The organism is Shewanella youngdeokensis (genome assembly GCF_033180165.1).
Classification (GTDB): domain Bacteria; phylum Pseudomonadota; class Gammaproteobacteria; order Enterobacterales; family Shewanellaceae; genus Shewanella; species Shewanella youngdeokensis.
Map to the genome: position 1 here is coordinate 504,872 of NZ_CP136522.1, position 24,518 is coordinate 529,389.

A 24,518-nucleotide genomic window follows, 5' to 3' on the forward strand; every position below is an offset into this window, starting at 1 on the left:
AGCTGCGGAAAAGTAATGACAGACAAAGTAACACCAAAACGAAAACCTAAAAAAGTCGCAAAGCGCGGTTCGGTAAAAAAAGTCTCTGCCGTTAAAAAGGCCAAAAACAAGGCTAGGGCAAACAAAACCAGCTTTGGCAGAAAGCTTTGGTCTGTAACTTGGAAGTTGGCCGTTATTGCGCTGGTCGTAGTCGCCGCCTATGGTATCTATTTAGATCAAATTATTGCCCGTAAATTTGAAGGGCAAAAGTGGCACTTACCCGCACAAGTTTTTAGCCGCTCGATGGCACTGTACCCAGATGCTGCGGTGAGCCATAGTCAATTAATGGCGGAGCTCAAATTGCTGGGTTATCGCAAGGTGGCTAATCCGCGGCAAGTGGGTGAGTTTTCAGCCTCTAAAACTAAAATTGATTTATGGCGTCGGCCTTTTTTACACCCGCAAGGCGACCAAGCTGAGCAACGCGTGATGATCACCTTTGATAGCAATGGTGTGAGCTCTGTGGCAAGGCATAACGATAGACGCCAACTGGCGGTATTTCATTTAGAGCCGGTATTGCTTGATAGAATTATTACTGGCAACGGTGAAGACCGACTGTTTGTCGATACCGATAAAATGCCGGCTGCGATTATTGACGCCCTTATCTTGGTTGAAGATAGAAGCTTTTATCAACATCACGGTGTTAACCCATTTGCGATAGTGCGCGCTGCTATGGTTAACATCAGTGCTGGTCGCACGGTGCAGGGCGGCTCAACTTTGACCCAGCAATTGGCTAAAAACTTTTTTCTATCCAGTGAGCGCTCAATCATTCGTAAACTGCGCGAAGCACTCATGGCAATTATTATTGATTTTCGCTATGAGAAAGATGAAATACTCGAAGCCTACCTAAATGAAGTTTACATGGGGCAAAACAAAGCTCGTGGCGTACATGGTATGGGGCTAGCATCGCAATTTTATTTTGGCCGACCAATCGGGGAGCTGACATTACCACAACAAGCATTCTTAGTGGCAGTGATTAAAGGGCCGTCATATTATAACCCTTGGCGCTATCCAGAGCGGGCGCAAAAGCGCCGTGACTTAGTGCTTCGATTGTTGATGGAAGCTGGCAACTTGAATGTGGCGCAATACGAAGCTGCTGTTGAGTCACCATTGGGTTTGCGAAAATCCGATAAACCAGTGCACCAAAAACTGCCGGCTTTTTTTGCAGTGGTAAAGCATGAGCTTGCCTCGCGCTATGGCGATGCGTTACTTCAGCAGTCAGGGATCAAGGTTTACACCACGTTGGATCCCATGGCGCAAGAAGCAGCCGAAAAAGCAGTCAAGCAAACTCTCACACAATTAGGTAAAAAAGATCCGTCATTACAAGTTGGTATGGTGCTTACCGACAAGTATTCGGCTGGTATTGCCGCCATGGTTGGCGATAAAGTGCCAAGCTATCATGGTTTCAATCGTGCAGTGGAGATCCGCCGACCGATCGGATCGTTAATCAAGCCGTTTGTGTACGCCACCGCTTTAGATCAAACGAATCAATATACGTTAGCAACGCCGCTCAAAGATGTGCCTATTACGCTTAAAAATGGCCAGGGTAAGACTTGGTCTCCGCAAAACTTCGATAAAAAGTTCCGCGGACAAGTGCCACTACTTACGGCATTTAAAAAATCGATGAATGTGCCTACGGTAAATTTAGGGATGGCGATTGGGGTCGACAGTGTGGCCACTACGTTGGATCGCGCAGGTTGGAAAGACACGATCCCTGAATATCCGTCCATGTTGCTCGGTGCCGTTAATGGCTCGCCATTAATGGTGGCGCAAGTATTTCAAACGATCGCTGATAATGGCCGTTATCGCCACTTGCACTCGGTAACAACGGTACTCAATGCTAATAATCAGCCATTGGCTGCGGCATCGCCGAAGGGCTCCCAAGCCATTAGTGCCGCGAGTAATTACTTAGTTAAATATGCCATGACCCAAGTGGTTGAGTCGGGCACGGCTAAGCGTTTAGGTCAGGCGTTTCCGCACGTAACGCTCGCGGGTAAAACAGGCACGAGTAATGATTCGCGTGATTCTTGGTTTGCCGGATTTGACGAACGTAATGTTGCTGCGGTTTGGGTGGGCAAAGATGACAACGGTAAAACCAGTCTTTACGGCAGTAGTGGCGCAATGGCGGTGTATCAGAATTTTTTAAATCATCGTCCGCCACTGAGCTTACGTATGGCACCGGTTGATGGCATAGTCCAGGGCTACTTTGAGCGTGATAGCGGGGTTGCGAAAGAAGCGGGCTGTAATAACATTATCGCGCTGCCTGCATTACGCGAAAGCTATCAGCCGGCGGTTAACTGCGGTGAGCCATTGCCGTGGTGGAAAAAACTGATGGGTGGCTAAATTGTAGTGCCTCCCTTTTGGTAAGGGAGGCATGACTGTTTAGGTAGCGGTAAGTTAATCTGACAAACAGTGATACTCAAATATGGTGTTCAAGTTGAGTTGAGCCGTTATACGCCTCTTCTGCCCCATGCGGTGACAATCGATTTACCGCGGCCTTTTTCGATCGTTTCATAGAAGAAAGTGATGTTACGGATCGCGCGTTTACCGCCGCGTAAATCCAGTAAACGGGTTTCTCCACCCGCGGCAATCACCGATCTGACTTTGAGCTCATCAAGGCTACCATTAGCGTACTGCACAATGATGCGTTTGATATTGACTGGGCTTCTTTTTACGGTGATCTTTATTTGTCTAAACCCGCCCTCTGCAATCGACACCTGCATGACGTCTTTATCAAGGTTACGTTTTACGGTGCGTGTGCCTAACATTTCCCATTGAGCCGCGCTAACGGGCATAGCAAAAACTAACATAACCGCCATAAGCAGGGTCGTTCTAAGAGTTTTATGGAGTGATAACATCTGGAAGCCTTTTGTTCTGAATTGTCGATAATCTAGGTTTTTACTCGCCTTTGACGCGTGTTAAAAACGGTTACTGTTGTTTAAAATTGTATGCACACCCACTGGTCTCATTTTGAGCTGGTGAACCTGGTGCTAAGGCATTAATCAGCTAGCTGACCCAGTTACCAATGGTTGCTATCAATGACGACGTATGAATACTGCAGTTGTTGACTTAAACGTAGGTTAAAGTGTGCGGAATTATTCTTAATCTGCCTGACTAAGCTAATATTACCTCTTTTAAACGCCCATAAAAGCACATTGTACTAATATAAACGATTTTTAATATTAGCTTGGACTTAAGCAAATTGGTTAGCAAACACATATGATCGCGATCATTTTCTATTACGTTTAGTACTAGTAGGTTTTTGTTTGAGCCAAATATAACAACCGCTCATGGCCATAATGAGCAGCGCTATGGCAATAAGATCCACGATCCAAACTCCGATAGATCCCCAAAAGCGACCGCTGTGCAAATCGAGCAGTACCCGTTCCCAATTAAGGTGGCTAGCGCGGATCTGAGTTGTGAGGGCTTCATGATCTGTGTTGGCTAACGCCGTCACCCACGAGATCGCAGTTAACGGTTGGGCTGGCGACCAGTTAATAAGATCGGGATCTGCCATATAATCACCAGGTTGCGTACGCAGCCACAGCCCATTTTGTAAGCCAACCTTTTGGATTGGTGTTGGTAATCCGGTGGCACTGTTTTGTGTTTCTAATAGCTCACCTTGTGGAGACATTAGGTATAAATGTTGGCTATCAACGGCAATAATCATCCGCTGATAGATCATAACTGCTAGCACTGAGTTATTAGCTTCAAGAATGAGTTGTCCATCGAGCCACACTTGTCTTCCTGCGCTAACAATTTGCTGTGGGGCTTGCTGAAAAAGATTGATGTTTGCGGGAGCTTTAATGCCGTAGTAGTCAAGTAGCCAGCGTTGCTCTACATGTGTGGTGTCGAATGACAACTGATTGCTGTGGTTAATCAAAATTCCTGAAACGGCCATAAAAATAACAAACACTGTTGACGATATACCAATTCGGCGGTGCCAAGGGCGTAATCGTCGTAATATTCTGACTGTTAAATTAGGGCGTTTTCGTGTCATTCAATTTTTATTTTCACGGTTATTGATAACATAATCGTCTAAATACAGGGCTATTCTAGCTAACTTAGTTAATGCCCTGACTGATAACGTTGCACCCGTTATACCATCGATATGGGTATCAAGCGTTAAGTCAGATTGCAGTTTGGCTGATTTAAATTGATCGGTAAAGAAATCGTGCCTTACCTCATCGCCACGACTTTCTCGGTACACCAGTACTTTAGTTTGGGCGATCGCTCGGTCTTTTACATGTATGCCGACGGTGATTGGCGATTCTTTACCGATCTCATCCATGATCCATATGCTTTCGTTGATCTGTTGCCAGTAGCGTAAGCGCATTTTTTTAAACCGGTGCGACAGGATCGACTCGATCACTTTCTTGGCTGGCTCATCAACCCAAAAAACCTTGGCTTTGGGGACTTCAGCATTAAAGGCTTGGCTGATAAAGGCTTGTGGTGTTTGGTAGGTCCCTCTAGCGTAGGCCGTTGCGCTCATCAATAAGCAGCCGATCAATATAGACACAATAACTAAAGGTAATTTCATTAAGTGCGATCTCGTATGATCAAATGAATTGAGTGCTCAATTTTGAGCACTCGTTTCTAGCAATGGGCTTGAGCCTAGTTCAAATTAGAACTGGTAGCCAACTCCCAGATTAAAGCCGTCAGCGTCTTTAGCGCCGCCGACTTTTTCGTAGTCAGCTTTAAAGACTACATCTTCGTGTAACCAATAGTTTATGCCCACATTAGTTTGCTCAATCTTGGTGTCATCACTGTTGCCAGCGTTGTTGTCATACTCGTTGTAGCGAGCAAACACGCCAATATTTTCGTTAAAGCGATAAGCCGGTTCAAAATACCAACCATTTTGCTCGTCACGGCCAAGTAGCTCGGCTTCTTTACCGTCGATATCCCACTGTGCGTACAGTGCTTTTAGCGTAAAACCTTTAATTGAGTATATTGCATGTGCTGACAACAATGTCGCCGAAGCTGTTTCAACGCCTGCTGCACTTTGGGTTAAGTCGGCCTGGTACTGCGCTGTGGCAGCCAGCTCTAAACCATTCACGGCAGTGTATTTTACTCGAGCCGTATAAGCTAAGTCGGACGCATCGGCTTTAGCCACTTTTTGGCGACCACCTCGAATGCTATATGTGTCATCGACTTTAAGTCCTGATGTAATGCTGCCATCGATAGCTAAACCTGGTGCAGCTTTAACGTTAAGCGCTGCACCGGCTTCCCACCATGTGGCTGGAATAATGTTTTTCTCAACTGGGTTACGCTCAACACCGTAAAAGGTTGGTGGCTCATGTGTTTCGTTGATAATACCTGCCGGTATTAAAAACAAGCCCGCTTTACCAGTGAAAGTGTCATTAAAATCATGCTCAATGTAAGCTTGTTCTAGCTCAACTTCACCGGGTTTATCGTCACCAGAGAGCGCATGTTCAATTTCTACTTCGGAGAAAAACCGAGTTTTTTCAGTAAACTCGTAACCGAAAAATAGTACAAAGCGATGAAAGTCGATTGCCTTCTTGTCATCACCCGACTGATTATCAGTAATGTTGTTGTAGTGAAGCTCACCATAACCACCAATCGTGGTTGCGCTTTTAGTCGTACTTTCGCTTGCGGACTCTTCAATCACATCGGCAGTTCTTTCAACCCGCTTTTCAGTTTCATCAAGGCGCTTTTCTAGCTCTTGTAGTACTTTTTGCTGCTGTTCAATAATTCGTCGCAGTTCTGCGGTTTCATCATTAGCGAATGCACCTTGAGCGGCGAACAAGCCAACTAGCGCAATAGCAAGTAACGTTTTCTTCATGATTCTAATCCCTTTGTAGTCGCGGGTGATAAAGAGTGTTGTGATGGCTTGAGTGATTAACACAATACGAATCATTTTTATTTAACTTTAACCTAAGGTCAACCTTTGTGTATCATATGTATCAATTGACGTGTTAAGGGTTTATTATTTTTGGTGGTGACTTTTGTTTGTCAAAGGTTTGTTTTTTGGCCGTTTGTTGATGCCGCGTTTGCATTTTTTTACCCTGCAGATGTTGCGACAAATAGTAAGCAAAATTAACCGCAAAACGCGCAGCTATGGCATCACAGAAGTTTTTAGTTAGGTTGAACAAGGGAAGGGTCAATAAATTGTTTTAACACAATGTTAAGTGAATCGTGAATAAGTCATCGGGTGAGTTAAAATTTAATCATGGTATACAATGCCCATCTACATGGAAAAATAACAATAAAATGAGTGGATTATGTTTCTAAATTCTTTCTTTAAAAAGGCTAATCAGTCTATTTCTATTGCTCCAGAGCAAGCAAGTGAGTTTGCAAAAGGTATCGCCCAAGATTTTAATCCCATTCATAACGTGGCAGCAAAACGCTTTTGTGTACCAGGGGACTTATTGTTTTCGTTGGTGCTTAATGAATATGGTCTGAGCCAGAAAATGACCTTTGATTTTTCAGGGATGGTCGGAGAAGGAGTGCAATTGCAGTTCCCTATCGAGGTTGCTGAAGACTTTGATATTCGAGACGACAATGACAAATGCTACCTCACTGTACATCGCAGTGGAGACGTTAGGCATTGCGATGTGCAAATCGAATCGTTTATCCGTAAATATGTTGCGTTTTCGGGGCTCAATTTTATACATATTCTTATCCCTATGATGAAACAACATCAGGTAATGATTAACCCTGCAAGACCGTTAGTGATCTACGAAAGCATGTCTGTCGACTTAACCACTCTGGACTTTATCGACGTTGAACTTACCTTAGTTAAGCAAGACCTGCAGATTAATGGCAAACGGGGTGATGTTACCTTAACGTTTGAGTTGCATAGCGGTGACACCTTAGTTGGTACAGGTATTAAAACATTGGTGATGAGTGGCTTACGCCCTTATGTTGCCGAACAAGCACAGCAGATGTGTAATACTTACGAAGGTTATCGAGCCGAATATTGCAATGAAGCTGTGGCGGTTTAAGGCTTGATTCCTGCTTAGAAGTTTATCATTTAACTATTTTAAACCGATTAATCACTGGCGGGTTAATCGGTTTTTTGCTGTTTATGTTGATAAAAGCGGCAGCCGATCGAGTTGGTGTGATTGCAATGACTAAACTGTGATTTAGCTCGCTTGAGAGCACTATCAAGATCCCGCATGCTACTAAATCCAAGCTATCACTAACATTGTGACTGCTTGGGGATCCGTTCGGATGAAGGTAACAGGAGAGCAGGGGTTAACCCTGCACCGACGAGGCAACTTTGTGTTGAGTACTGTTTCACACCATTTTTGAGTAGTGAAACATGCATAGCCAAAGCACTCTTTCAGGTGCCACTTATGTGGTGAGGACTGTTATTGGACGAACCTCTGGAGAGACTGTGAGCAAATAAGTGCGCGTTGCTTAATTGTCACACAGCGCCGAAGGCGAAAGTGTTAACCGCTAATGGTTAACGCGAAACGCTCAGGCAAAAGGACAGAGGAGAGGATGACTGTGTTAGCTAACTATTCCAAATACGTTAACGTGCTCACTTGATTGCCTTGTTAAGGCTATCAGGCACATGTTTCGGGTGCTATATTTTGTCACCTCTAGCATGCAAACTTGGCACCTTAAGCGTTGTTTGGTGATATAGCACTATTTAGTGACTAGCGTTTGCCGCTGCGCTTGTTCTGACTGCTCTAGGTCTTAATTAATCGCCTGCTGCTTGCGTTAGCGATCAACATCAGCCATTTCTTTTCTCCTCCGATTATTAATAACTTTATCACGAGTTACGTAGTTTAATATTCGAGGAATACCATGAATTTTCAATCACTGTTAGCCGATCTAAACGCCATTGTCTGGGGTCCTATAACCCTGTGTTTATTGGTCGGAACCGGTCTTTATCTCACTATCAGGCTTAAGCTTATTCAAGTATTTAAGCTGCCACTCGCCCTGAGTTTATTGTTTAAGCCTGCCACCGGAAAAGGTGATTTATCGTCGTTTGCAGCGCTCTGTACGGCGCTGTCTGCCACTATTGGAACTGGTAATATTGTTGGGGTGGCTACCGCGATTAAAATTGGTGGCCCAGGCGCATTATTTTGGATGTGGTTAGCTGCCTTTTTTGGTATGGCCACTAAATATGCCGAGTGTATGCTCGCAGTTAAGTACCGCACTACCGACGCCCGCGGCAATATTGCTGGTGGGCCAATGTATTACATCGAACGTGGGCTTGGGCTTAAATGGTTAGCCAACATATTTGCCGTGTTTGGCGTGGGAGTGGCCTTTTTTGGTATTGGTACTTTTGCACAGGTTAATGCTATAAGCGATGCAATGACCATTGCTTTTAACGTACCAACTTGGGTGACTGCGCTAGTACTCACGCTTATGGTGGCTGCAGTGACTTTAGGCGGCGTTAAACGTATTGCTAATGTGGCCCAAAAGTTAGTGCCGACGATGGCGTTGGGTTATGTGTTGGCCTGTTTGTGGATTCTAGTGATGTTTGCCGACCAAATTGTGCCAGCGTTGCAATTAGTGGTTCACTCGGCCTTTACCCCAATATCAGCTGCAGGTGGCTTTTTAGGTGCTACGGTGGCCCAAGCACTGCAAATTGGTATCGCGCGCGGTGTATTTTCAAATGAGTCAGGTTTGGGGAGTGCGCCTATTGCCGCCGCAGCTGCCAAAACCAACGAGCCCGTTGAGCAAGGTATGGTAAGCATGACAGGCACCTTTTTTGACACCATTTTGATCTGCACCATGACCGGACTCGTGTTAATTATGACAGGCGTATGGAGCGGTGATACTGCAGGTGCTGCCATGACCAGTGCTGCCTTTTCTACCGGTGGTTCAGCTATTATTGGCCAATACGTGGTAACCATTGCACTAGTGTGTTTTGCGTTTACCACTATTTTAGGTTGGCACTATTACGGTGAGCGATGCTGGTACTACCTAACGGGTGCTCGATTGGGCGAGCAAGGCATTAAGATCTACCAAATGATCTTTTTAAGCTTAATTGCAGGAGGCGCGTTTATTCAGCTTGATCTGATCTGGATGCTTGCCGACACAGTTAACGGATTAATGGCCATCCCCAACTTAATCGCCTTAATTGGTTTACGGCATATCATTATTGCTGAAACCGACAAGTACTTTGCCAAGCGCCGCGCAGCAGTGCTCAACGAGTTACGTACGCAGTAGTATTTAGCACCACTTTGCTGCGGTATTGCTGACGCAGCAAAGTGAGTGGGTTTAATCAGTCTCTTTTATTACAACGGGTACTAATTGCTGTTTGATTGCACAACTTATCTGCAAAAATTGGCGTATGATCGCGCTTCTTAAATTCAGTCACTAAACGCAGCAAAATAGCCGCCTAGGCATGATTGCCAAGCGCGTTGCTTTCCTTTAATTTAGTGGCTATCAAATTATATAACCTCTTTTATATGAGTCTGACTTAATCTGTCTTTAGGCTCATTTGTCCAATACTAAATGATATTGGACGCTGTTTGGATTAAGGAATGGAATGCCAAGCTTAAATCGCATCGTACTGATTGATACACATCTGCCCGGCGTCGTCGAGCTCGCACTTGACGGTCACACCAATATTTGTGGTACCAACGCATCGGGTAAAACCACGCTACAACGTTTAGTACCTGTTTTTTATGGTGAGTACCCAAGTCGAGTCGTCCCCTCTACACGTGATAGTTTTGAGCGTTGGTATTTACCACACGAATCAAGTTTTATCATATATGAATACATTAAGTCTGACGGGTTAGCCTATCAAGCTGTGCTGGCATCTGCCGGCGACGGTAAAGGCGTTAACTACCGCTTTATTGGCAAAGCATTTGAGCTTAATGATTACATCAAAACCCAGCATGGCGATAATATTCAATGTTTCACCATGGCCGAACTTGGCCGTGAAATGAAACGCGCCAACGTTGCTGTGACTAACTTGCTGAACACGCGTGAGTTTAGGGCTATTATCCAAAACGACAGAGCGCTATTAAGTACCGGCAGTAACCGCACTGAGCTACGCAACTACGCGCGTCAATTCTCGCTAAGTGACAGTGAATACTCACTGCGCCACATTGAAAAACTGGCTAAAGCGGTGCACTCCAAAGAGGGCAAAATGGAGACGATCAAATCAATGATCGCCGCTATTTTAGAAGAAGACGGCGTTAACCCGCCAAGCTCACGCATTAATCCACAGCATGTTGAAGCGTGGATCAAAGAGAGCCAGTTGATCCAAGGCTTTGAAAGTATTCGTCCAGAGTTTGAAAAATTAGAGCAAGAATTTGATCAACTACTCAGCACTGAACAACGCTTAGCGAGTTTACGCCGTGGTTACACTAAAGATGAAACTGTTGAGGTCGAACGGCAAGAGCATCACCAAGACTTATCTAAAGCCCTTAACGCCAAATTAAGAGAAATAGATGAGCTGTGGAAAGAGCAGCGCGACGAACTCAGCCTCGATCTGTCTGCCGCCAAAGGTGACGTCGCGAAGTGTGAATCAGAGCTCGACTCGATTGAAGATCAGCATGCCGCTTTTCAAGACGCCGAGATCGAACAAGCCAAACTGGATCTTGAGCAGCTACCAAGCTGGCGTGGCAGCTTAGAAAACCTAACCGAGCGCCATAAACTACAAACAGAAAAACACCAAGATATTGAAGCGGCTTATAATGCTCGACGTAGTAAAATTGGCGAAGGGCTTAACCGAGAGCTTGAAAACTTGCATCAAGAGCAAGACAGCTTGCGTGAAGCGCGTGACAAGCAACGTGAACAAGGCCGAACCGAGTTAGCGGCATTAGAAGGCCAATGGCGTGATGCCACCGAGCAAGGTCAGGCTAAATTTAACGAGCAAGCCTACCAGCTACAACTGTCAGCGGCAGAGCTGAAAGTGCGCGTTAATAGCGTAACTTACTCCGAAGAGGAAAAGCTCGCCCTTGCAGTATTTGATGAGCGTATAACCCGCGCCGACGAAAACCAAGAAGCCTGCAATGCCAAAGTTGATCGCTTAAGCGTTGAAGAGCGCAAGCTAAGATCAAAACGCGATCAAGCCAATGAAAGCCTACGTGTTGCCGGCATTCGAGTCACAGAGCGCCAAAGCGATCTTGAAGAGTTACACCATATTCTGTTTCCACAGTCACACACATTATTAGAATTTTTACGCAAAGAAGCCACCGGCTGGGAAAACACCCTCGGTAAAGTGATCAATGCAGAGCTGTTACACCGCAGCGATCTTCACCCTGTATTGAATGGTGAAAATCTTGATGCGCTGTACGGCATTGCGTTAGATCTCAAAGCGATCGACTCGCCAGAATATGCCGCGTCGGAGCAAGAGCTGCGTATCAAGCATGCGAACGCCGAAGAGTTGTTAGTCAGTGCCAAAGAGTTACAAACTGCCGCCGAAGCGAATTTGGTGGCCGTTAATGCCGAGCTTGATGGCATGATGCGGGAGCTCACTTTTGCCCGCACCGCCTACAAAAATAGCCGCGACGATCTACGCCGCCTATTTGATGACAAGCGCGCAGAGCAGGAAAAAATTAATCAGGCTTTAAACGACCGTAAAGCAGCTTCGCAAAAGCAACTGGCGCGACTGGACAACGAATTAAAGCAATTAAAACTGCAGCAACAAGACTGGCTAGCCACCCAAAAAGAGCAAGCGCTTGAAGCGCGCATGGAAAAAAATGCCTATTGGCAAGAAGTGGTTGGCGCATTAGATAACCAGCTTGGCCAAGTTAAAGCCAATATTCAGCAACGTAGTGAGCACGCTAAAAGCGAGCAAAAAGCATGTGAGCAATGGTATAAAAACGAGCTTAAATCTCGTGGCATTGACGAAGCTAAAATCGTGGCGCTAAAAACCGATATTCGCACACTCGAAAGCAATATTAGTAAAGCGGAGCAGCGTCGTAGTGAAGTATTACGTTATGACGACTGGTATCAACATACTTGGCTTAAACGTAAGCCTAAGCTGCAAACTGAACTCAGCACTGTTAAGCAAGCCGAGTTAAATTTAGAACAACAACTTAAGTCTAAATCGAATGAAGTGAAGGCACAGCGCAGCGAAATTGATACCCAGCGCAAGCAATCTGATGCAATACAGGTTGAGGCGTCAGAGAATTTAACCAAATTACGCAGCGTAATGCGTAAGCTAGCCGAGTTAAAACTGCCAGCCAATAATGAAGACGCCCAAGGCGGGCTCAGCGAACGCCTTCGCCAAGGTGAAGATCAACTATTAAAACGTGACTCTCTACTTGGCGCCGTTAAACAGTACGTTGAACACTTTGATTCAGTGATCGCCAGTAAGTCGGGCTCTAGCCTGTCAGAAACCTGGGAGCGAGCACGTGAAGAGTCGAGCTTTATTAATGATAAAGGCATTCGCATACTAGATTACCGCAAATTGGTGCCACAGCTTGAACAGCTACTCAATGTAATGGTGCCGCAATCGATGATGGCACTGCGAGAGCAAGGGCGTATTTTTGGGGTCGACTTAACCGCATTTTACGACGTTTTGGCCGATATCGATCGCCGCATTGCGACCCAAAGTGCCCGCATTACCCGCGAAGTGAGTGAAGAGCTATTTCTTGATGGCGTGTCAGAGTCTGCTGTTAAAATTCGCTCCCGTATCAGCGAGCTAGAGTTCTGGCCTGAGCTAGAAGCTTTTGTTAAAGCATTTAAACAATGGAAAGCAGACGGCTTTAGCGACCTACCAGGTGAAGATTACACCAACAGTATGCGCCGCGCGTTAGATATTATTGGTCGCGCCGCATTAGCTGGTGGCATATCAAAACTGCTCGAAATTGAACTGCGATTAAAAGAGGGCAATAGCGACTTGATCATCCGCACTGACAGACAGTTAAATGAATCATCAAGCCACGGTATGGCATACCTTATTTTATGTAAGTTCTTATTGGCATTTACTCGCCTATTGCGTGGCCGTGCTGATGTGACCATTCATTGGCCAATTGATGAGCTCGGAACACTGCATCACGCCAACGTGAAAAAGATCTTTGACGCCTGTGAAAACAATAACATTTCAGTGTTGGGCGCGTTCCCTAACCCAGAGTCTGAGGTGCTTAGCCTGTTTGCTAATCGTTATATTATTAATAAGCAGACCAAAAAACTGCAGGTTGTTAAACCAAAAATTAACCCCATTGCCGAAAAACTTAGTCAGCGACGCACTCAGGAGGCTGTGTAATGAGCCAAGATAACGCCACCACCTTAGTGGGGACTAGCGCCCTTATAGAACGCTTACTTAAAGGCCAGTTTGTTTGCCGTACCACCGATGAAGATGGCTGGCGAGCACTAAAAAACCCTGATACCCGCGAACGGGTTGAAGTTTACCTTAATCAGATTAACCGCACGATTGGCTCGGCAGGTGACGGTGAAGTGTTTTTTTGCGGCTATCAACAACTCGGTGACAATGAGCGCAAAGTCATTTCGTCGCAGTTTAAAGATATCTGTAATGCGCTTATTCCGCTGGTGGAATGGCTAGTATTGGTGCAAGAGGGCAGTGGTAATGACGCGCCACTGTCTGAAGGTGCAGCAGTGCGACTAACAGAGTTACAAACCCGCATTGAAGACACGCCCGCTTTTCGTGAGCAGTTGGCCAAAATTAGCCATTACCGCCTTTTTGGGTCAACCAGTAGTCATGTTGATGCGCAAATCAAACTGGTCTTTAAACGTTTAGTCGAGCTGGGCTATTTAACTAAGCCCAATGCCGATAAGCAGATTTTCATCGCGACCGGTAAGCTGGATTATTTATATGAAGTAATCCGCTTTATTGATGAGACCGAAGGATTAAGTTTAGAAGCGCAAGCTGAAACTGCGACTCAAAGGGACTTGGTCTAATATGAGCAGCAATTTACATCAAGCAGGAGTTAAGCTGCTGCGGCAGCTTGGTCGCCATGCAGAGCTGGTGATGGATGTTTATTTATCGGGCTCGGTATCAGAAAGCGAAACGAACACAGCAGATATTGAAAAACTGCGTAAAAGCGACATCTTGTGGCGTCCAGCTCCCGAACAAGCCTTAAGGCTAAAACGGTCGGTGCGGGCGTTATTAGAAGAGGCTTTGAGCGATGAACGTAACCGCCAAATTGACTCTAACGTTGGTAGTTCGCTGGCCAGCATTAAAACGTTGGCTGAGCACTATAAAGAAGCGCGTCACAACGTTGATTATGCAGCCTCAGAGGCTTATCTAGCCGACTTAAACGAGCACGTGTACAGTTTTGCCGACAGTTTGCGTTACTCCATCCGTGTGCTTTGGAGCCGCATTAATAACGAGTTTGGTTATGTGGGCACCATCAATGCCAAAATTCGTGAAAACGAGCTAGCACAGCAGCAAGTTACAGAGTTACTAAATGGCTTAGAGATGTTCCAGTTTAGCGAGTTAGGCGAAATAGCCGGTGATATTCGCGAGTTAAGAAAACTGCTCGTCACTTCGTTACAAGATGTGCTTAGTGAGTGTACTCAAGAGCTCAGTGTGGTGCAGGGACGCTTGTTAGAGCTGTTAGGTCGCTTCCGCCAAATACGTGGTCGTACTCGTTTGCTAAAAGGTTGGTTACTTTACACTGACCTGCACCCTGATTACAGCCCAAGCGACCATGTGAGCCATAAGCAACTGCCGGCGTTATTCAACTGCGCCGAGGCATTATTAGCCCCAGCCGCAGTTGATGTACACAGTACTTTATACGAGCCTGAATTGTTTGACATTGTGGCGAATATTAAGCGCATTGATCGCCTGAGCTCAGGGGCAGCACACGCAGAGCAAGATGTCAGTGTGGCGCTGAGTCAGGCAGAAGACTTTGCCATTCCTGATAACCCACTTAAATTGGCCGTTGATGAGTATTTTTGTAGTGTAATCGACTCTGGTAAGAGTCAGTCGGCACTAGAATACTTAGATGAAAAAGCACTCGAGTGGGACCGAGAAAGTTGGCTTTACCAAGTTATTTGCGGCTACGAAGGGCTACCAGAGGAGCATCGGCAGTATTTTGAGCTAGAGGCGATTGGCGAGCCAGATGCAGTGTTTAACGGTAACTTTATTATTCAAGATGTTGAGCTGTGGCTCGCTTAACCAAGGTCCATGTTCGTTTAATTGCTGAGGCGCTGAAAAAGCGCACCGCCAAGGTACGCTATAGTGCCAACTGGCAAAAAATTCATGCCGAACTTGAAGTCGGTAGCGTGGATGAGTCTGAGCGGTACTTAATGTTTAATGCCGCTCAATTACAGCAACTTGATCAGATGGCGAGCCACTACTTTGGTAGCTCGCTATTAAGTGCTCAATTTGACGGAGAGCGAAGTGAGGTGGCAAAGCACAGCCGCTATGAAAAGCTCGCCACAATCAAACCTGATGAACAATATGTACTGCTAAAACCGCAACCGCTGTTTACAGGCATAAATACTGACTGTGCACTTAGGGCGCCGGTTGAGCTGATTATTCACCAACTAAAGTCGCATAGTATTCGGCATGTGGTCATTGTTGAAAACCTCGACGCCTTTGACCGCTGGCAGCAGTTTGCTGTTGCGGTTGATTTAACGCAGGCATTAGTGGTTTATCGTGGTCATGACGCATTAGCCAAAGGCGTGAAAGCACTGCTTCAGCAATTACCCGCAACGATTAGCGTGGTGGCGTGTGTCGATATTGATCCAAGCGGACTCAAAATTGCCTTAACCCTGCCAAGCTGTAGTCAAATTTTAGCGCCATCAATAGACGCTATATCAACGATTATGGCCACCTCCAACTCGAGTGAAGATTTTGATCAACAGCACTCAGCGACTAAGTTTATTGCGCAGCATGAGTCTGACTGGCCAACGTTACAGCGCTTTGTTATCGCTCACCGTATTAGCATTAAACAGCAGCACCTCTTAGCTTTTCAGTTACCGCTAATGTTGCACGTAAAATAGTCTATTTTTCGATGCTAGCGTTATTTTTAAGCTAAATAGTGTTTATATTAAACTGCTAAAAAACTTGCTCTAGCATAAGTCACTATCAACCTTCTTGGTTGCGGTGCTTTCTGCTGGTTATGGTGCGCCGAATGGTTTGTTTAACTGTCTGTTTGTTAGGTACTAATTACGGTATGTTTGCCAATTGTTGTTGATGTAAAAGTTTGGTGTGGTGGTATTTTTTGTTTCTTAATGTATATGTATAAAATTCAATGACTTATTGTTTTATTGGCTGCATTGTTAAGAGTAATTTACCGCTCGCTAAAAACCTTTTTGATTGAAATTCTTGCCAGCATGTTTCACTATCTTTGCCACTCAATAGGCGCTTACAGCTATTACCTCAACAAAGGCATGCGATAAGACATGTCATATATAAGGCAGCTCAATGACTAAATCACTTTCAACGCGGATCTTTATCGGTCTGTTTAGCGGCTTGATCTTCGGGTCAATCATTCAATATGGCCTAGCAGACGTCAGCTTCTTTACTGGTACCATGGTTGATATTGCCGCCGGCGCTGGCACCATGTTTGTCAACATGATCATGATGTTGGTTGTGCCACTGGTGTTTGTTTCAATTGTTTGTGGTGTGTGCGAGCTTAAAGATCTCAACAGTTTTGGCCGTTTAGGCGGTAAAACCTTTGGCTTTTATATTATCAATACCTTAATCGCCATTTTTGCAGCGCTAGGCGTGGCATTATTATTAGCGCCAGGCAAAGGCGTTGATATGTCGAACGGTGGTGGCGTTGATATTGTTGCGACTGAGCTGCCTAATTTAGTACAACTTATTGTCGGTATTGTACCAAACAACCCTGTAGCGGCATTTACCTCAGGCAACATGCTACAAGTTATCTTTATGGCGTTACTGCTCGGTGGCGTGATTAAGTCGCTAGGTGAAAGCGTTAAAAGTGCAGTGGACGGCTTTAAAGTTGCCAACAAAATCATGATGAAGCTGATTAGCGTTGTTATGCAGTTAGCACCAATTGGTGTGTTTGCCTTAATGCTAAAACTGGGCGCCACACTCGAAGCCGCCATTTTTGGTAGCGTATTAGAATACCTCGTGCTGATTTTAGGTTTATTACTGTTATGGATATTTGTGGTTTACCCAACTGCGGTAAGTGTATTTACTCCGATTTCAGCGAAAGAGTTTCGTAGTAAAACTCGCGAGCAGGTGTTGTTTTCATTGTCGACTGCCAGCTCAAATGCCACAATTCCAGTAACCATGCGTACCTTAACTGAAAAGCTAGGCGTAAGCCGTGCTGTAGCCGGTTTTGGTGTACCGCTTGGCGCAACCATGAACATGGGCGGCGTATCGATTTACATCACTATTGCTATTTTCTTTGTGGCGAATGCATTTGGTGCGCCAATCACGGCCGACCAATTGCCAGCGCTATTATTTAGCATCTTTTTATTATCGGTTGGCGCAGGTGGCGTACCGGGCGGCGGCATGGTAATGATTGGTGTGCTTATTCATCAAATGGGTTTACCTGTTGAAGCCTTTGCGATTGTGGCAGCATTAGACCGCCTGATTGATATGGTACTAACGTCATGCAACGTGGTTGGCGACGCTGCGGTGTTGACCATTGTTGATGAAACCGAAAAGCGTGCTGAAGCGAAGTCAGCCGCCGTGTAATGTAAGTTTAAGCTGCGAGTGGCTCGCAGCTTAACTGATTCAGGCCCGCCTATTCGGCGGGCTTTTTTGTGGGTGTATGTTGGTGATTGCTATGGGGCGGTGTCTACAGTTTGGGTCTATTCAATTTGTTAGTTGTTAAGTCTGGTGCTGTTAATTTACAAACACCAATGCCAAAAGTTTAGCGTATCTAACCCAGGGCTGGTGCAGTCGTGACCGTCCATAACATGGACGTTATGGCCGAGCTTTCATGGCCGAGCTCTCATGGATGGACTTGCAGTGTGTCACTGGCGCTGCTGCACATACGGTCATTCTTTCACATCCTTGTGATCACGACATTCGGACTTCCTGTCTAGCATCTGCTGCAGGCAATTGGAGCCTAGGTGCTATTTGTTGTTATTTAGCTTCCAAGTAAACAATTAAAGTCAAAGTCAAAATCAAAGTCGTGGCGCTTCGCCCACGCCCGAGCCAAAAGGGGGAAGCGCTTGTCCCCTTTTGGAAATCCCGCAGCGCCCCGACGAAATTTTCTGAGAAGCGAAAGATCCCGAGGGGAAGTTGCTGTTCTCTGCAAGTCTGAATTGATAGTTATGTTTTGATGAGCTAAATAAAAGCTCAAATGCCAATAGTTTGCGCTTTTCTAACCCAGGGCTGGTGCAGTCGTGACCGTCCATGACATGGATGTCATGGCCGAGCTCTCATGGCCGGACTTGCAGAGTGCTTCTTTTTAGCCAAGTTTTTTCGGATTATTCTTAGCCAAACCAACATCAAAATGGCAAACATTGTTCTGCAATAAGCAAAAAGACACTAGAGCGTTTCTGTCAGTTTTAAATAAAGTTATGCTGTTGATTTGTAACAACTAGATATATTTTTTTGTGCTATATTTTTATTGTGCACTACTTACGTGCCGCGTTCGTTGTGGTCTGGAGACCGTGCCTTAAGTTAGATTGATACCGGCTAAAGAAAAAGGGCACCATTTCATTAAGGAACTATGTTATTTCAACGGCCTATGCTGTTGATAAAGCAAGGTGATAAGGGCGATGAAAATAAAGGTAATTATATTACTGCTAGTGACGCATTTGTCTGTGGGGGCGCTCGGGGTTGGTTTAGGGCTATATTTATTGCCGATCCTCATAGCACCAACATCACCAACTGAATCTGAAGTTGCTCAATTATCTTCCGAAGCACAGTTTTTCGCGACGTTCCAAAAAGACCTCAAAGATAGTGACTATTTTCATTGGGGCGAAGGTCTGGTATCAGTTGGTCCGCAGTACGTCACATTAACAGGCAGTCTTGCTCCCGGCCCTGATTATAAGCTTTATTTGTCACCTGAGTTTGTTGAAACTGAATCTGATTTCAATCGATTAAAAGGCAGTATGCTCAGTATTGGTAATGTTAAGACATTTAAAAATTTTTCGGTGAAAATACCTCAAGGTGTCAACGTTTCTCAATTTAATACCGTTATTGTTTGGTGCGAAACGTTTGGTGAATTTATCACGTCAGCTAAATACCAATAATGCTCCACACCATAACACCAGCTCAACAAACCAAGCAGCAATTAAAATGTATGCTGCTTGGCATTTATATCACTCTAGAAAATAAAACTGTACAAGTAACCTGCGCTAACAGCCATGCCTAAAATGACCACTAAAAAAGCCGCAATGAGTTGGTTTTTGAAAATAGACTTGAGCAGTACGAGCTCGGTCAAACTGGCGCCAGCACTGCCAATAATCAAGGCCATAACTGCCCCTAGGCCCATACCTTTAGCGGCTAAAGCGGCACTTAATGGAATGACTGCTTCAGCCCGAATATAAAGCGGAATGCCAATAACTGCTGCAACAGGAATAGCAAAAGGGTTGTCGTCGCTAGCAACACTTGCAACAAACTCTGTTGGCATAAAACCATAGATCATCGAGCCAATTGCGATACCACCAAACAAGTAGGGTAATACCGTTTTAAAATCAGACCATGTAGAGCGCCATATTTGCTTCCAAATGCTGGTGGGTTTTGCTGTTTGCCCGCATCCACTATTACACCCTGTTGATTCGGGCTCTTCATATGACTGTGGTTTGACATATTGCTCAAAGCCTAATTTTTCTAAGGTGATCCCTGCCAGTACTGATACTGCCATGGCAATGATGAAATAGAACAAGGTCACTTGCAGGCCGAAGGTAACTGCAAATAGTCCAATAATAATAGGGTTTAGCAGAGGGCTTGCAAACAAGAAGACCATCATGGTTCCAAAGCCGGCTTTTGCTCTAAGTAACCCTTTCAAAAACGGAATGGTTGAGCATGAACAAAAAGGAGTAATGGCTCCAAGAAGACCTGCTGCAATGTATCCTCGGCCGTGTTTGTCACTAAGTATTTTCTGAATTCGTTGGGGCGGTATCTTGGTCTGTAGATAGCCTACAGCGTAACTAATGGCCAGAAACAACACTGTGAGTTCAACAGCAAGAAATAAAAACATGTTGATGGTTTCGGCCATCATTTCGGTTGTGATAGTCATTTAATTACCTGAAACTATATTACTAGATTTATCGAAATATAATTTTAAGCACTGCCTTTGTCAATATATTTCTGGTAATATCGAAATATAAAGGTTGCAGGAGTAATAACGTGGATTTAGAGATTGCGGCAAAAGCACTGAAGGAATTGGGTCACCCAACCCGTTTAGCCATTTTTAAACGTTTGGTGAAAGCTGGGCCTGAAGGGCTAGCGGTAGGTGCATTACAAGATGAACTGACTATTCCCAATTCAACGCTATCGCACCATATTTCAAGCTTGGTATCTGCGAGCTTGATTTCACAAAATCGAGAAGGAAGAACGCTTTATTGCCAGCCAGATTATGATCACCTCCAAGCGGTCATTAACTTCTTGCAAGATGAGTGTTGTGTCGATCAAAAGTGAGTTGTGATTACGAGCCCCCTACAGTAAATGCACCAGTTACAACGTTTATAAGTTAGCAGCGATTACGCGGCGATTTAACTCAGGCGAGCCTTGAATCATTATTGTGACATTGTGCAGCGCAAGTTCAGGTTTTATTGCCATTGTTGTCGCGCTGCTTTGGCTAGGGCTGTGTGTCAATGTATGTAGGTAGTAAACGTTAAGCTACAAAAGTCAGCTACAAAAAAGCGCAATACCTAAAGGGTATTGCGCTGTTTTAATTTACTGCGGCAGTACTAATACAACGGCAGTTTAGATTGTTGGCTCTTGGCTGTAATCAACTTGATGGTACTCAAGACAAGTATCAACTTCGTTGGCTGAGCCTAGGATCACAGCGACTCGTTGATGAATTTCAGTTGGCTGAATGTCCATAATGGTTTCATAACCGGTAGACGCTTTACCGCCGGCTTGTTCAACCAGAAAAGACATTGGGTTAGCTTCGTACATCAAACGTAATTTAAATGGTTTGTTCGGGTTTTTGTTGTCGGTTGGGTAAGTAAAAATACCGCCGCGACAAAGTACGCGGTGAACATCGCCAACCATGGCCGCTATCCAGCGCATATTAAAGGCTTTTTCGCGTGGTCCAATGGCGCCTAACAACAAGTCGTTGATGTAGGTCTGCATTGGTGCTTCCCAGAAACGTTGGTTAGACATGTTAATCGCAAATTCGCCGGTGTCTTTGCTGATGCTCATCGCCGGGTCTGTTAACAGGTACTCGTTGGTTTCTGGGTTGAGGGTAAATAATTGCACCCCTTTACCTGTTGTTAGTGCCAACATGGTTGATGGGCCATACAGTACATAACCGGCGGCAACTTGGTTGCGGCCAGGTTGTAAAAAGCTGCGCTCTGAAAACTCACCCGCTGGGGCTGGAAGTACTGAAAAAATAGTGCCGACTAATGAGTTGATATCGATATTTGACGAGCCATCTAGTGGGTCAAAACAAACCAAAAACTCGCCGTTTGCATCTGCATCAACAACGTAGTCTTCCTCTTCCGATGCGATTCCGCGCACTGTACCGTCAGCTTTTAACGCATCTTTGAGCATATCATTGGTGATGATGTCGAGTTTCTTTTGGGTTTCACCTTGAACGTTCTCTTGTTCGGTAGCACCTAAAATACCGGCTAAAGCACCGTGGCGAACGGCATGGCTGATCTCGATTGAGGTGTCAGCTAGCGTTAGGATCAGTTTTTCTAGAGCGGGAGAAATTGCTTGTGATGTCAGGTTTTCAGCCAAAGTCTGCATGTTGTTTCCTATGACAATTTAATAGCACTAAATGGTGTTAGCGGTCGGGATTCGAGATTTTAAATTTGTTATTAGCGGCGATGATACCTGAGAATGGCAGTTTTTTCAGCCATATCGGCAAATGGAATTTGTATATTATCTGCAATATTTTGGTTTTAGAGTTGTTTAAGGCACAATGAAGTAGAATTTTCAATCAAAGCACGCTTTAACTGTGTGTTATCCAAGGAATAATAATGAAAAAAAATTGGATGAGTTTGCTTCTGGCCTCAATTCCTATGGCAATACTGCCAAGCTCAATCGCGCTGGCTGCGTCGACAACAGTTGGTGGTAACACGCCGTTATCTATTGAACGGATGTATGCGTCGCCTGCATTGGCAGGAACAAGCCCGCGAGGTCTTAAATTATCACCAAACGGTAAGCTAGTGACCTATTTGGCAGGCCGTAAGGACGATCAGCACTTATACGATTTGTGGCAAATGGACGTCGCTAGCGGTAAACAAAGTGTGCTACTGAGCGCTGACAAGTTAGTGGCTGGTGAGTTGTCGGACGAAGAAAAAGCTCGCCGTGAACGCCAGCGCATTTATGGCCAAGGGATCATGGAGTATTTTTGGGCTGATGACAGCGAAGCCATGTTGATCCCGGCCTCCGGTCAATTGTATTACTTTTCGGTAAAAACTAATCAAGTCAAACTACTTAACACTGGTGAGGGATTTGTTACCGATGCAAGATTGTCACCTAAAGGGCATTTGGTGTCTTTTGTTCGTGAGCAAAACTTATATGTATTGGATCTAAAAACAGAACGCATTACTGCGCTCACCACCGATGGCGGTGGAGCCATTAAAAATGCGATGGCAGAGTTTGTTGCGCAAGAAGAGATGGGCCGCATGACGGGCTACTGGTGGGCACCTGACGAAAGCGCCATTGCCTATACCCGTATTGATGAGTCGGGTGTAGAGCAGGTTACCCGTAACGAAATCTATGCCGATGGCATTAAACTGACTGAGCAGCGTTATCCATACGCTGGGAAAAATAACGTTAAGATTGCGTTGGGCGTCGTGACGCTCAATGATAAAAACGTAGCTTGGGTCGATTTGGGCGACAATACCGACATATACCTGCCGCGAGTAAAATGGTTACCGGACAGTCAGCATTTGTCTTATCAGTGGCAAACACGTGATCAGCAGTCGCTTGATCTGCGAGTTGTGGCGATTGATGACATTAAGCACAGCCAAAACGTAGTGCAAGAGCGTAGCCAAGCGTGGGTCAATTTGAACGACGACTTACACTTCTTAAAGCAGCAAGAAGCCTTTATTTGGGCGTCTGAGCGTGATGGTTTTAATCACCTTTACTTAATGGGTCTTAATGGCAAGGTCATTCGTCAGTTAACTAAAGGCGAATGGGCGGTTGATAGCGTTGAGTTTGTCGACGAAAAAGCAGGCCAAGTTTACTTTACGGGTCGCAAAACAACGGTCACCGAAAAGCAGCTATACCGAGTGGCCTTAGCGGGTGGCAAGGTTGAGCCTGTTAGTTCACGCGCGGGTATGCACTCAACGGTATTTGCCGACAATCAACCTGTGTACTTAGATTACTTTAGCAGCTTGTCACAGCCACCACAGGTAAGTCTACATAACGAGTCGGGTAAGCGATTGGCTTGGGTTGAGCAAAACGAAGTTAAAAAAGGTCACCCGCTGTATGACTACTTTGGCTTATGGCAGCTGCCTGAGTTTGGTGAGCTAGCGGCTGAAGATGGTCAAGCGTTACAGTATCGACTCTTTAAACCGACTAATTTCGATGCCAGCAAGAAATACCCGGTAGTTGTGCGCGTTTACGGTGGCCCTCATGCCCAGTTAGTGGTCAATAGTTGGAGTCATCAAGATTACTTTACCCAGCACTTGCTACAGCAAGGTTTTATCGTGTACCAACTTGATAACCGTGGCTCTGCACATCGCGGTACCAAGTTTGAGTACGTTATTTACAAACAGCTGGGCGAAGCTGAAGTGAATGACCAAAAGGTGGGCGTAGATTACCTCCGTAGCTTACCGTTTGTGGATGGTGACAACATTGCTATTTATGGTCACAGTTATGGTGGTTATATGGCGCTGATGAGTTTGTTTAAAGCACCTGACTACTTTAAGGCGGCGATCTCTGGTGCCCCAGTAACAGACTGGTCTTTGTACGACACTCACTATACTGAACGCTACCTAAGCCACCCAGAAACCAATGCCAAAGGTTACGAGGCTAGCAGTGTGTTACCGTATGTTAAAGGTTATCAGTCTGGTTTGTTGATGTACCACGGTATGGCCGACGATAATGTACTATTTGAAAACAGCACCCGTGTTTATAAAGCCCTTCAAGACGAGGGTAAACTATTCCAGATGATTGACTATCCTGGGTCAAAGCATTCTATGCGTGGTGAAAAAGTCAGGGTGCATTTATATCGCTCTCTAGCAGACTTTTTAGTACGAGAGCTAAAATAGGTACGCTAATTACTGATAATAGGCACAGCGTTAGACAAAAGCGCTTTGCCTTTTATTAATTGAAAATTAAATAGCGTTAACCTTACGGGTTCTATATTCCAAAAATGAAGGTTAAATAGGAATAAACATAGCAAAGATGTTTAAAGATACTTTATGTAAGCTTTGACAAATAAAAAATATCTGCTAGCGATATTTAACTTGAGGGGGAGAAACAAAAGGGATTTATTAAGCTTAATTAGATTTGAAACTAGTAGTTTTACTAATTAAATGAGTTTCTAAATTTTAAAATAAAAAAAACCAGTAAA

At 45.0% G+C, this 24,518-nt stretch carries 17 protein-coding genes and 1 riboswitch; of the genes, 11 read left to right on the top strand and 6 right to left on the bottom strand.

Annotated elements, in window-relative coordinates; genetic code table 11:
* The first annotated feature begins 15 nt into the window (after window positions 1–15).
* A complete protein-coding gene (mrcB, locus tag RGE70_RS02160) occupies window positions 16–2,379 on the top strand; it encodes a penicillin-binding protein 1B (protein WP_310469917.1) in 2,364 nt (787 codons plus the stop codon).
* A 107-nt stretch (window positions 2,380–2,486) separates the two neighbouring features.
* On the opposite strand, the gene RGE70_RS02165 is transcribed toward mrcB, so the two are convergent.
* The 4 genes from RGE70_RS02165 to RGE70_RS02180 all read right to left on the bottom strand — a co-directional run bounded on the left by RGE70_RS02165 (window position 2,487) and on the right by RGE70_RS02180 (window position 5,839).
* On the bottom strand, window positions 2,487–2,894 hold the full coding sequence (locus RGE70_RS02165) for a DUF2541 family protein (RefSeq protein WP_310469918.1): 408 nt from the start codon (window positions 2,892–2,894) through the stop codon (window positions 2,487–2,489).
* 371 nt (window positions 2,895–3,265) lie between these two features.
* Window positions 3,266–4,036 carry a PepSY-associated TM helix domain-containing protein gene (locus RGE70_RS02170; RefSeq protein WP_310469919.1) on the bottom strand — a complete coding sequence of 257 codons (771 nt, stop codon included), beginning with the start codon at window positions 4,034–4,036 and terminating at the stop codon, window positions 3,266–3,268.
* Window positions 4,037–4,576, bottom strand: a complete 540-nt coding sequence (locus tag RGE70_RS02175) for an FMN-binding protein (RefSeq protein ID WP_310469920.1) — start codon at window positions 4,574–4,576, stop codon at window positions 4,037–4,039.
* An 84-nt stretch (window positions 4,577–4,660) separates the two neighbouring features.
* Complete coding sequence (locus RGE70_RS02180; RefSeq protein ID WP_310472895.1) at window positions 4,661–5,839, bottom strand: porin; 1,179 nt, start codon at window positions 5,837–5,839, stop codon at window positions 4,661–4,663.
* Between the two features lie 439 nt (window positions 5,840–6,278).
* Between RGE70_RS02180 and RGE70_RS02185 the strand changes: the two genes are divergently transcribed.
* From RGE70_RS02185 to RGE70_RS02220, 8 genes are all read left to right on the top strand, one after another.
* Window positions 6,279–7,001 carry a DUF3581 domain-containing protein gene (locus RGE70_RS02185; protein WP_310469921.1) on the top strand — a complete coding sequence of 241 codons (723 nt, stop codon included), beginning with the start codon at window positions 6,279–6,281 and terminating at the stop codon, window positions 6,999–7,001.
* Window positions 7,002–7,375: 374 nt separating this feature from the next.
* Window positions 7,376–7,505: riboswitch (glycine riboswitch) on the top strand.
* Window positions 7,506–7,812: 307 nt separating this feature from the next.
* On the top strand, window positions 7,813–9,186 hold the full coding sequence (locus RGE70_RS02190; RefSeq protein ID WP_310469922.1) for an alanine/glycine:cation symporter family protein: 1,374 nt from the start codon (window positions 7,813–7,815) through the stop codon (window positions 9,184–9,186).
* Window positions 9,187–9,508: 322 nt separating this feature from the next.
* Window positions 9,509–13,183 carry an ATP-binding protein gene (locus tag RGE70_RS02195; protein WP_310469923.1) on the top strand — a complete coding sequence of 1,225 codons (3,675 nt, stop codon included), beginning with the start codon at window positions 9,509–9,511 and terminating at the stop codon, window positions 13,181–13,183.
* A complete protein-coding gene (locus RGE70_RS02200) occupies window positions 13,183–13,836 on the top strand; it encodes a hypothetical protein (RefSeq protein ID WP_310469924.1) in 654 nt (217 codons plus the stop codon). Before RGE70_RS02195 ends, RGE70_RS02200 begins: the two co-directional genes overlap by 1 nt.
* 1 nt (window position 13,837) lies before the next feature.
* A complete protein-coding gene (locus RGE70_RS02205; protein WP_310469925.1) occupies window positions 13,838–15,058 on the top strand; it encodes a phosphoenolpyruvate carboxylase in 1,221 nt (406 codons plus the stop codon).
* Window positions 15,046–15,888, top strand: a complete 843-nt coding sequence (locus tag RGE70_RS02210) for a DUF7281 domain-containing protein (protein ID WP_310469926.1) — start codon at window positions 15,046–15,048, stop codon at window positions 15,886–15,888. Before RGE70_RS02205 ends, RGE70_RS02210 begins: the two co-directional genes overlap by 13 nt.
* Before the next feature lie 424 nt (window positions 15,889–16,312).
* A complete protein-coding gene (locus RGE70_RS02215; protein ID WP_310469927.1) occupies window positions 16,313–17,557 on the top strand; it encodes a dicarboxylate/amino acid:cation symporter in 1,245 nt (414 codons plus the stop codon).
* 1,034 nt (window positions 17,558–18,591) lie between these two features.
* Window positions 18,592–19,068, top strand: a complete 477-nt coding sequence (locus RGE70_RS02220) for a DM13 domain-containing protein (protein ID WP_310469928.1) — start codon at window positions 18,592–18,594, stop codon at window positions 19,066–19,068.
* 74 nt (window positions 19,069–19,142) lie between these two features.
* Here RGE70_RS02220 and RGE70_RS02225 read toward each other — a convergent pair whose 3' ends face one another.
* On the bottom strand, window positions 19,143–20,057 hold the full coding sequence (locus RGE70_RS02225; RefSeq protein WP_310469929.1) for a permease: 915 nt from the start codon (window positions 20,055–20,057) through the stop codon (window positions 19,143–19,145).
* A 110-nt stretch (window positions 20,058–20,167) separates the two neighbouring features.
* On the opposite strand from RGE70_RS02225, the gene RGE70_RS02230 reads away from it, so the two are divergent.
* Window positions 20,168–20,458, top strand: a complete 291-nt coding sequence (locus RGE70_RS02230) for an ArsR/SmtB family transcription factor (protein WP_310469930.1) — start codon at window positions 20,168–20,170, stop codon at window positions 20,456–20,458.
* 288 nt (window positions 20,459–20,746) lie between these two features.
* Here the strand turns inward: RGE70_RS02230 and RGE70_RS02235 are convergent, their stop codons facing one another.
* A complete protein-coding gene (locus RGE70_RS02235; RefSeq protein ID WP_310469931.1) occupies window positions 20,747–21,736 on the bottom strand; it encodes a class 1 fructose-bisphosphatase in 990 nt (329 codons plus the stop codon).
* A gap of 233 nt (window positions 21,737–21,969) precedes the next feature.
* Here RGE70_RS02235 and RGE70_RS02240 point away from each other — a divergent pair, with 233 nt between their 5' ends.
* Window positions 21,970–24,213 carry a S9 family peptidase gene (locus RGE70_RS02240; protein ID WP_310469932.1) on the top strand — a complete coding sequence of 748 codons (2,244 nt, stop codon included), beginning with the start codon at window positions 21,970–21,972 and terminating at the stop codon, window positions 24,211–24,213.
* Window positions 24,214–24,518 lie beyond the last annotated feature (305 nt).

Excerpts from the sequence above, each read along its gene's own strand:
- mrcB (WP_310469917.1), top strand. The coding sequence starts at position 16 with ATGACAGACAAAGTAACACCAAAACGAAAACCTAAAAAAGTCGCAAAG.
- RGE70_RS02165 (WP_310469918.1), bottom strand. The coding sequence starts at position 2,894 with ATGTTATCACTCCATAAAACTCTTAGAACGACCCTGCTTATGGCGGTT.
- RGE70_RS02170 (WP_310469919.1), bottom strand. The coding sequence starts at position 4,036 with ATGACACGAAAACGCCCTAATTTAACAGTCAGAATATTACGACGATTA.
- RGE70_RS02175 (WP_310469920.1), bottom strand. The coding sequence starts at position 4,576 with ATGAAATTACCTTTAGTTATTGTGTCTATATTGATCGGCTGCTTATTG.
- RGE70_RS02180 (WP_310472895.1), bottom strand. The coding sequence starts at position 5,839 with ATGAAGAAAACGTTACTTGCTATTGCGCTAGTTGGCTTGTTCGCCGCT.
- RGE70_RS02185 (WP_310469921.1), top strand. The coding sequence starts at position 6,279 with ATGTTTCTAAATTCTTTCTTTAAAAAGGCTAATCAGTCTATTTCTATT.
- RGE70_RS02190 (WP_310469922.1), top strand. The coding sequence starts at position 7,813 with ATGAATTTTCAATCACTGTTAGCCGATCTAAACGCCATTGTCTGGGGT.
- RGE70_RS02195 (WP_310469923.1), top strand. The coding sequence starts at position 9,509 with ATGCCAAGCTTAAATCGCATCGTACTGATTGATACACATCTGCCCGGC.
- RGE70_RS02200 (WP_310469924.1), top strand. The coding sequence starts at position 13,183 with ATGAGCCAAGATAACGCCACCACCTTAGTGGGGACTAGCGCCCTTATA.
- RGE70_RS02205 (WP_310469925.1), top strand. The coding sequence starts at position 13,838 with ATGAGCAGCAATTTACATCAAGCAGGAGTTAAGCTGCTGCGGCAGCTT.
- RGE70_RS02215 (WP_310469927.1), top strand. The coding sequence starts at position 16,313 with ATGACTAAATCACTTTCAACGCGGATCTTTATCGGTCTGTTTAGCGGC.
- RGE70_RS02220 (WP_310469928.1), top strand. The coding sequence starts at position 18,592 with ATGAAAATAAAGGTAATTATATTACTGCTAGTGACGCATTTGTCTGTG.
- RGE70_RS02225 (WP_310469929.1), bottom strand. The coding sequence starts at position 20,057 with ATGACTATCACAACCGAAATGATGGCCGAAACCATCAACATGTTTTTA.
- RGE70_RS02235 (WP_310469931.1), bottom strand. The coding sequence starts at position 21,736 with ATGCAGACTTTGGCTGAAAACCTGACATCACAAGCAATTTCTCCCGCT.
- RGE70_RS02240 (WP_310469932.1), top strand. The coding sequence starts at position 21,970 with ATGAAAAAAAATTGGATGAGTTTGCTTCTGGCCTCAATTCCTATGGCA.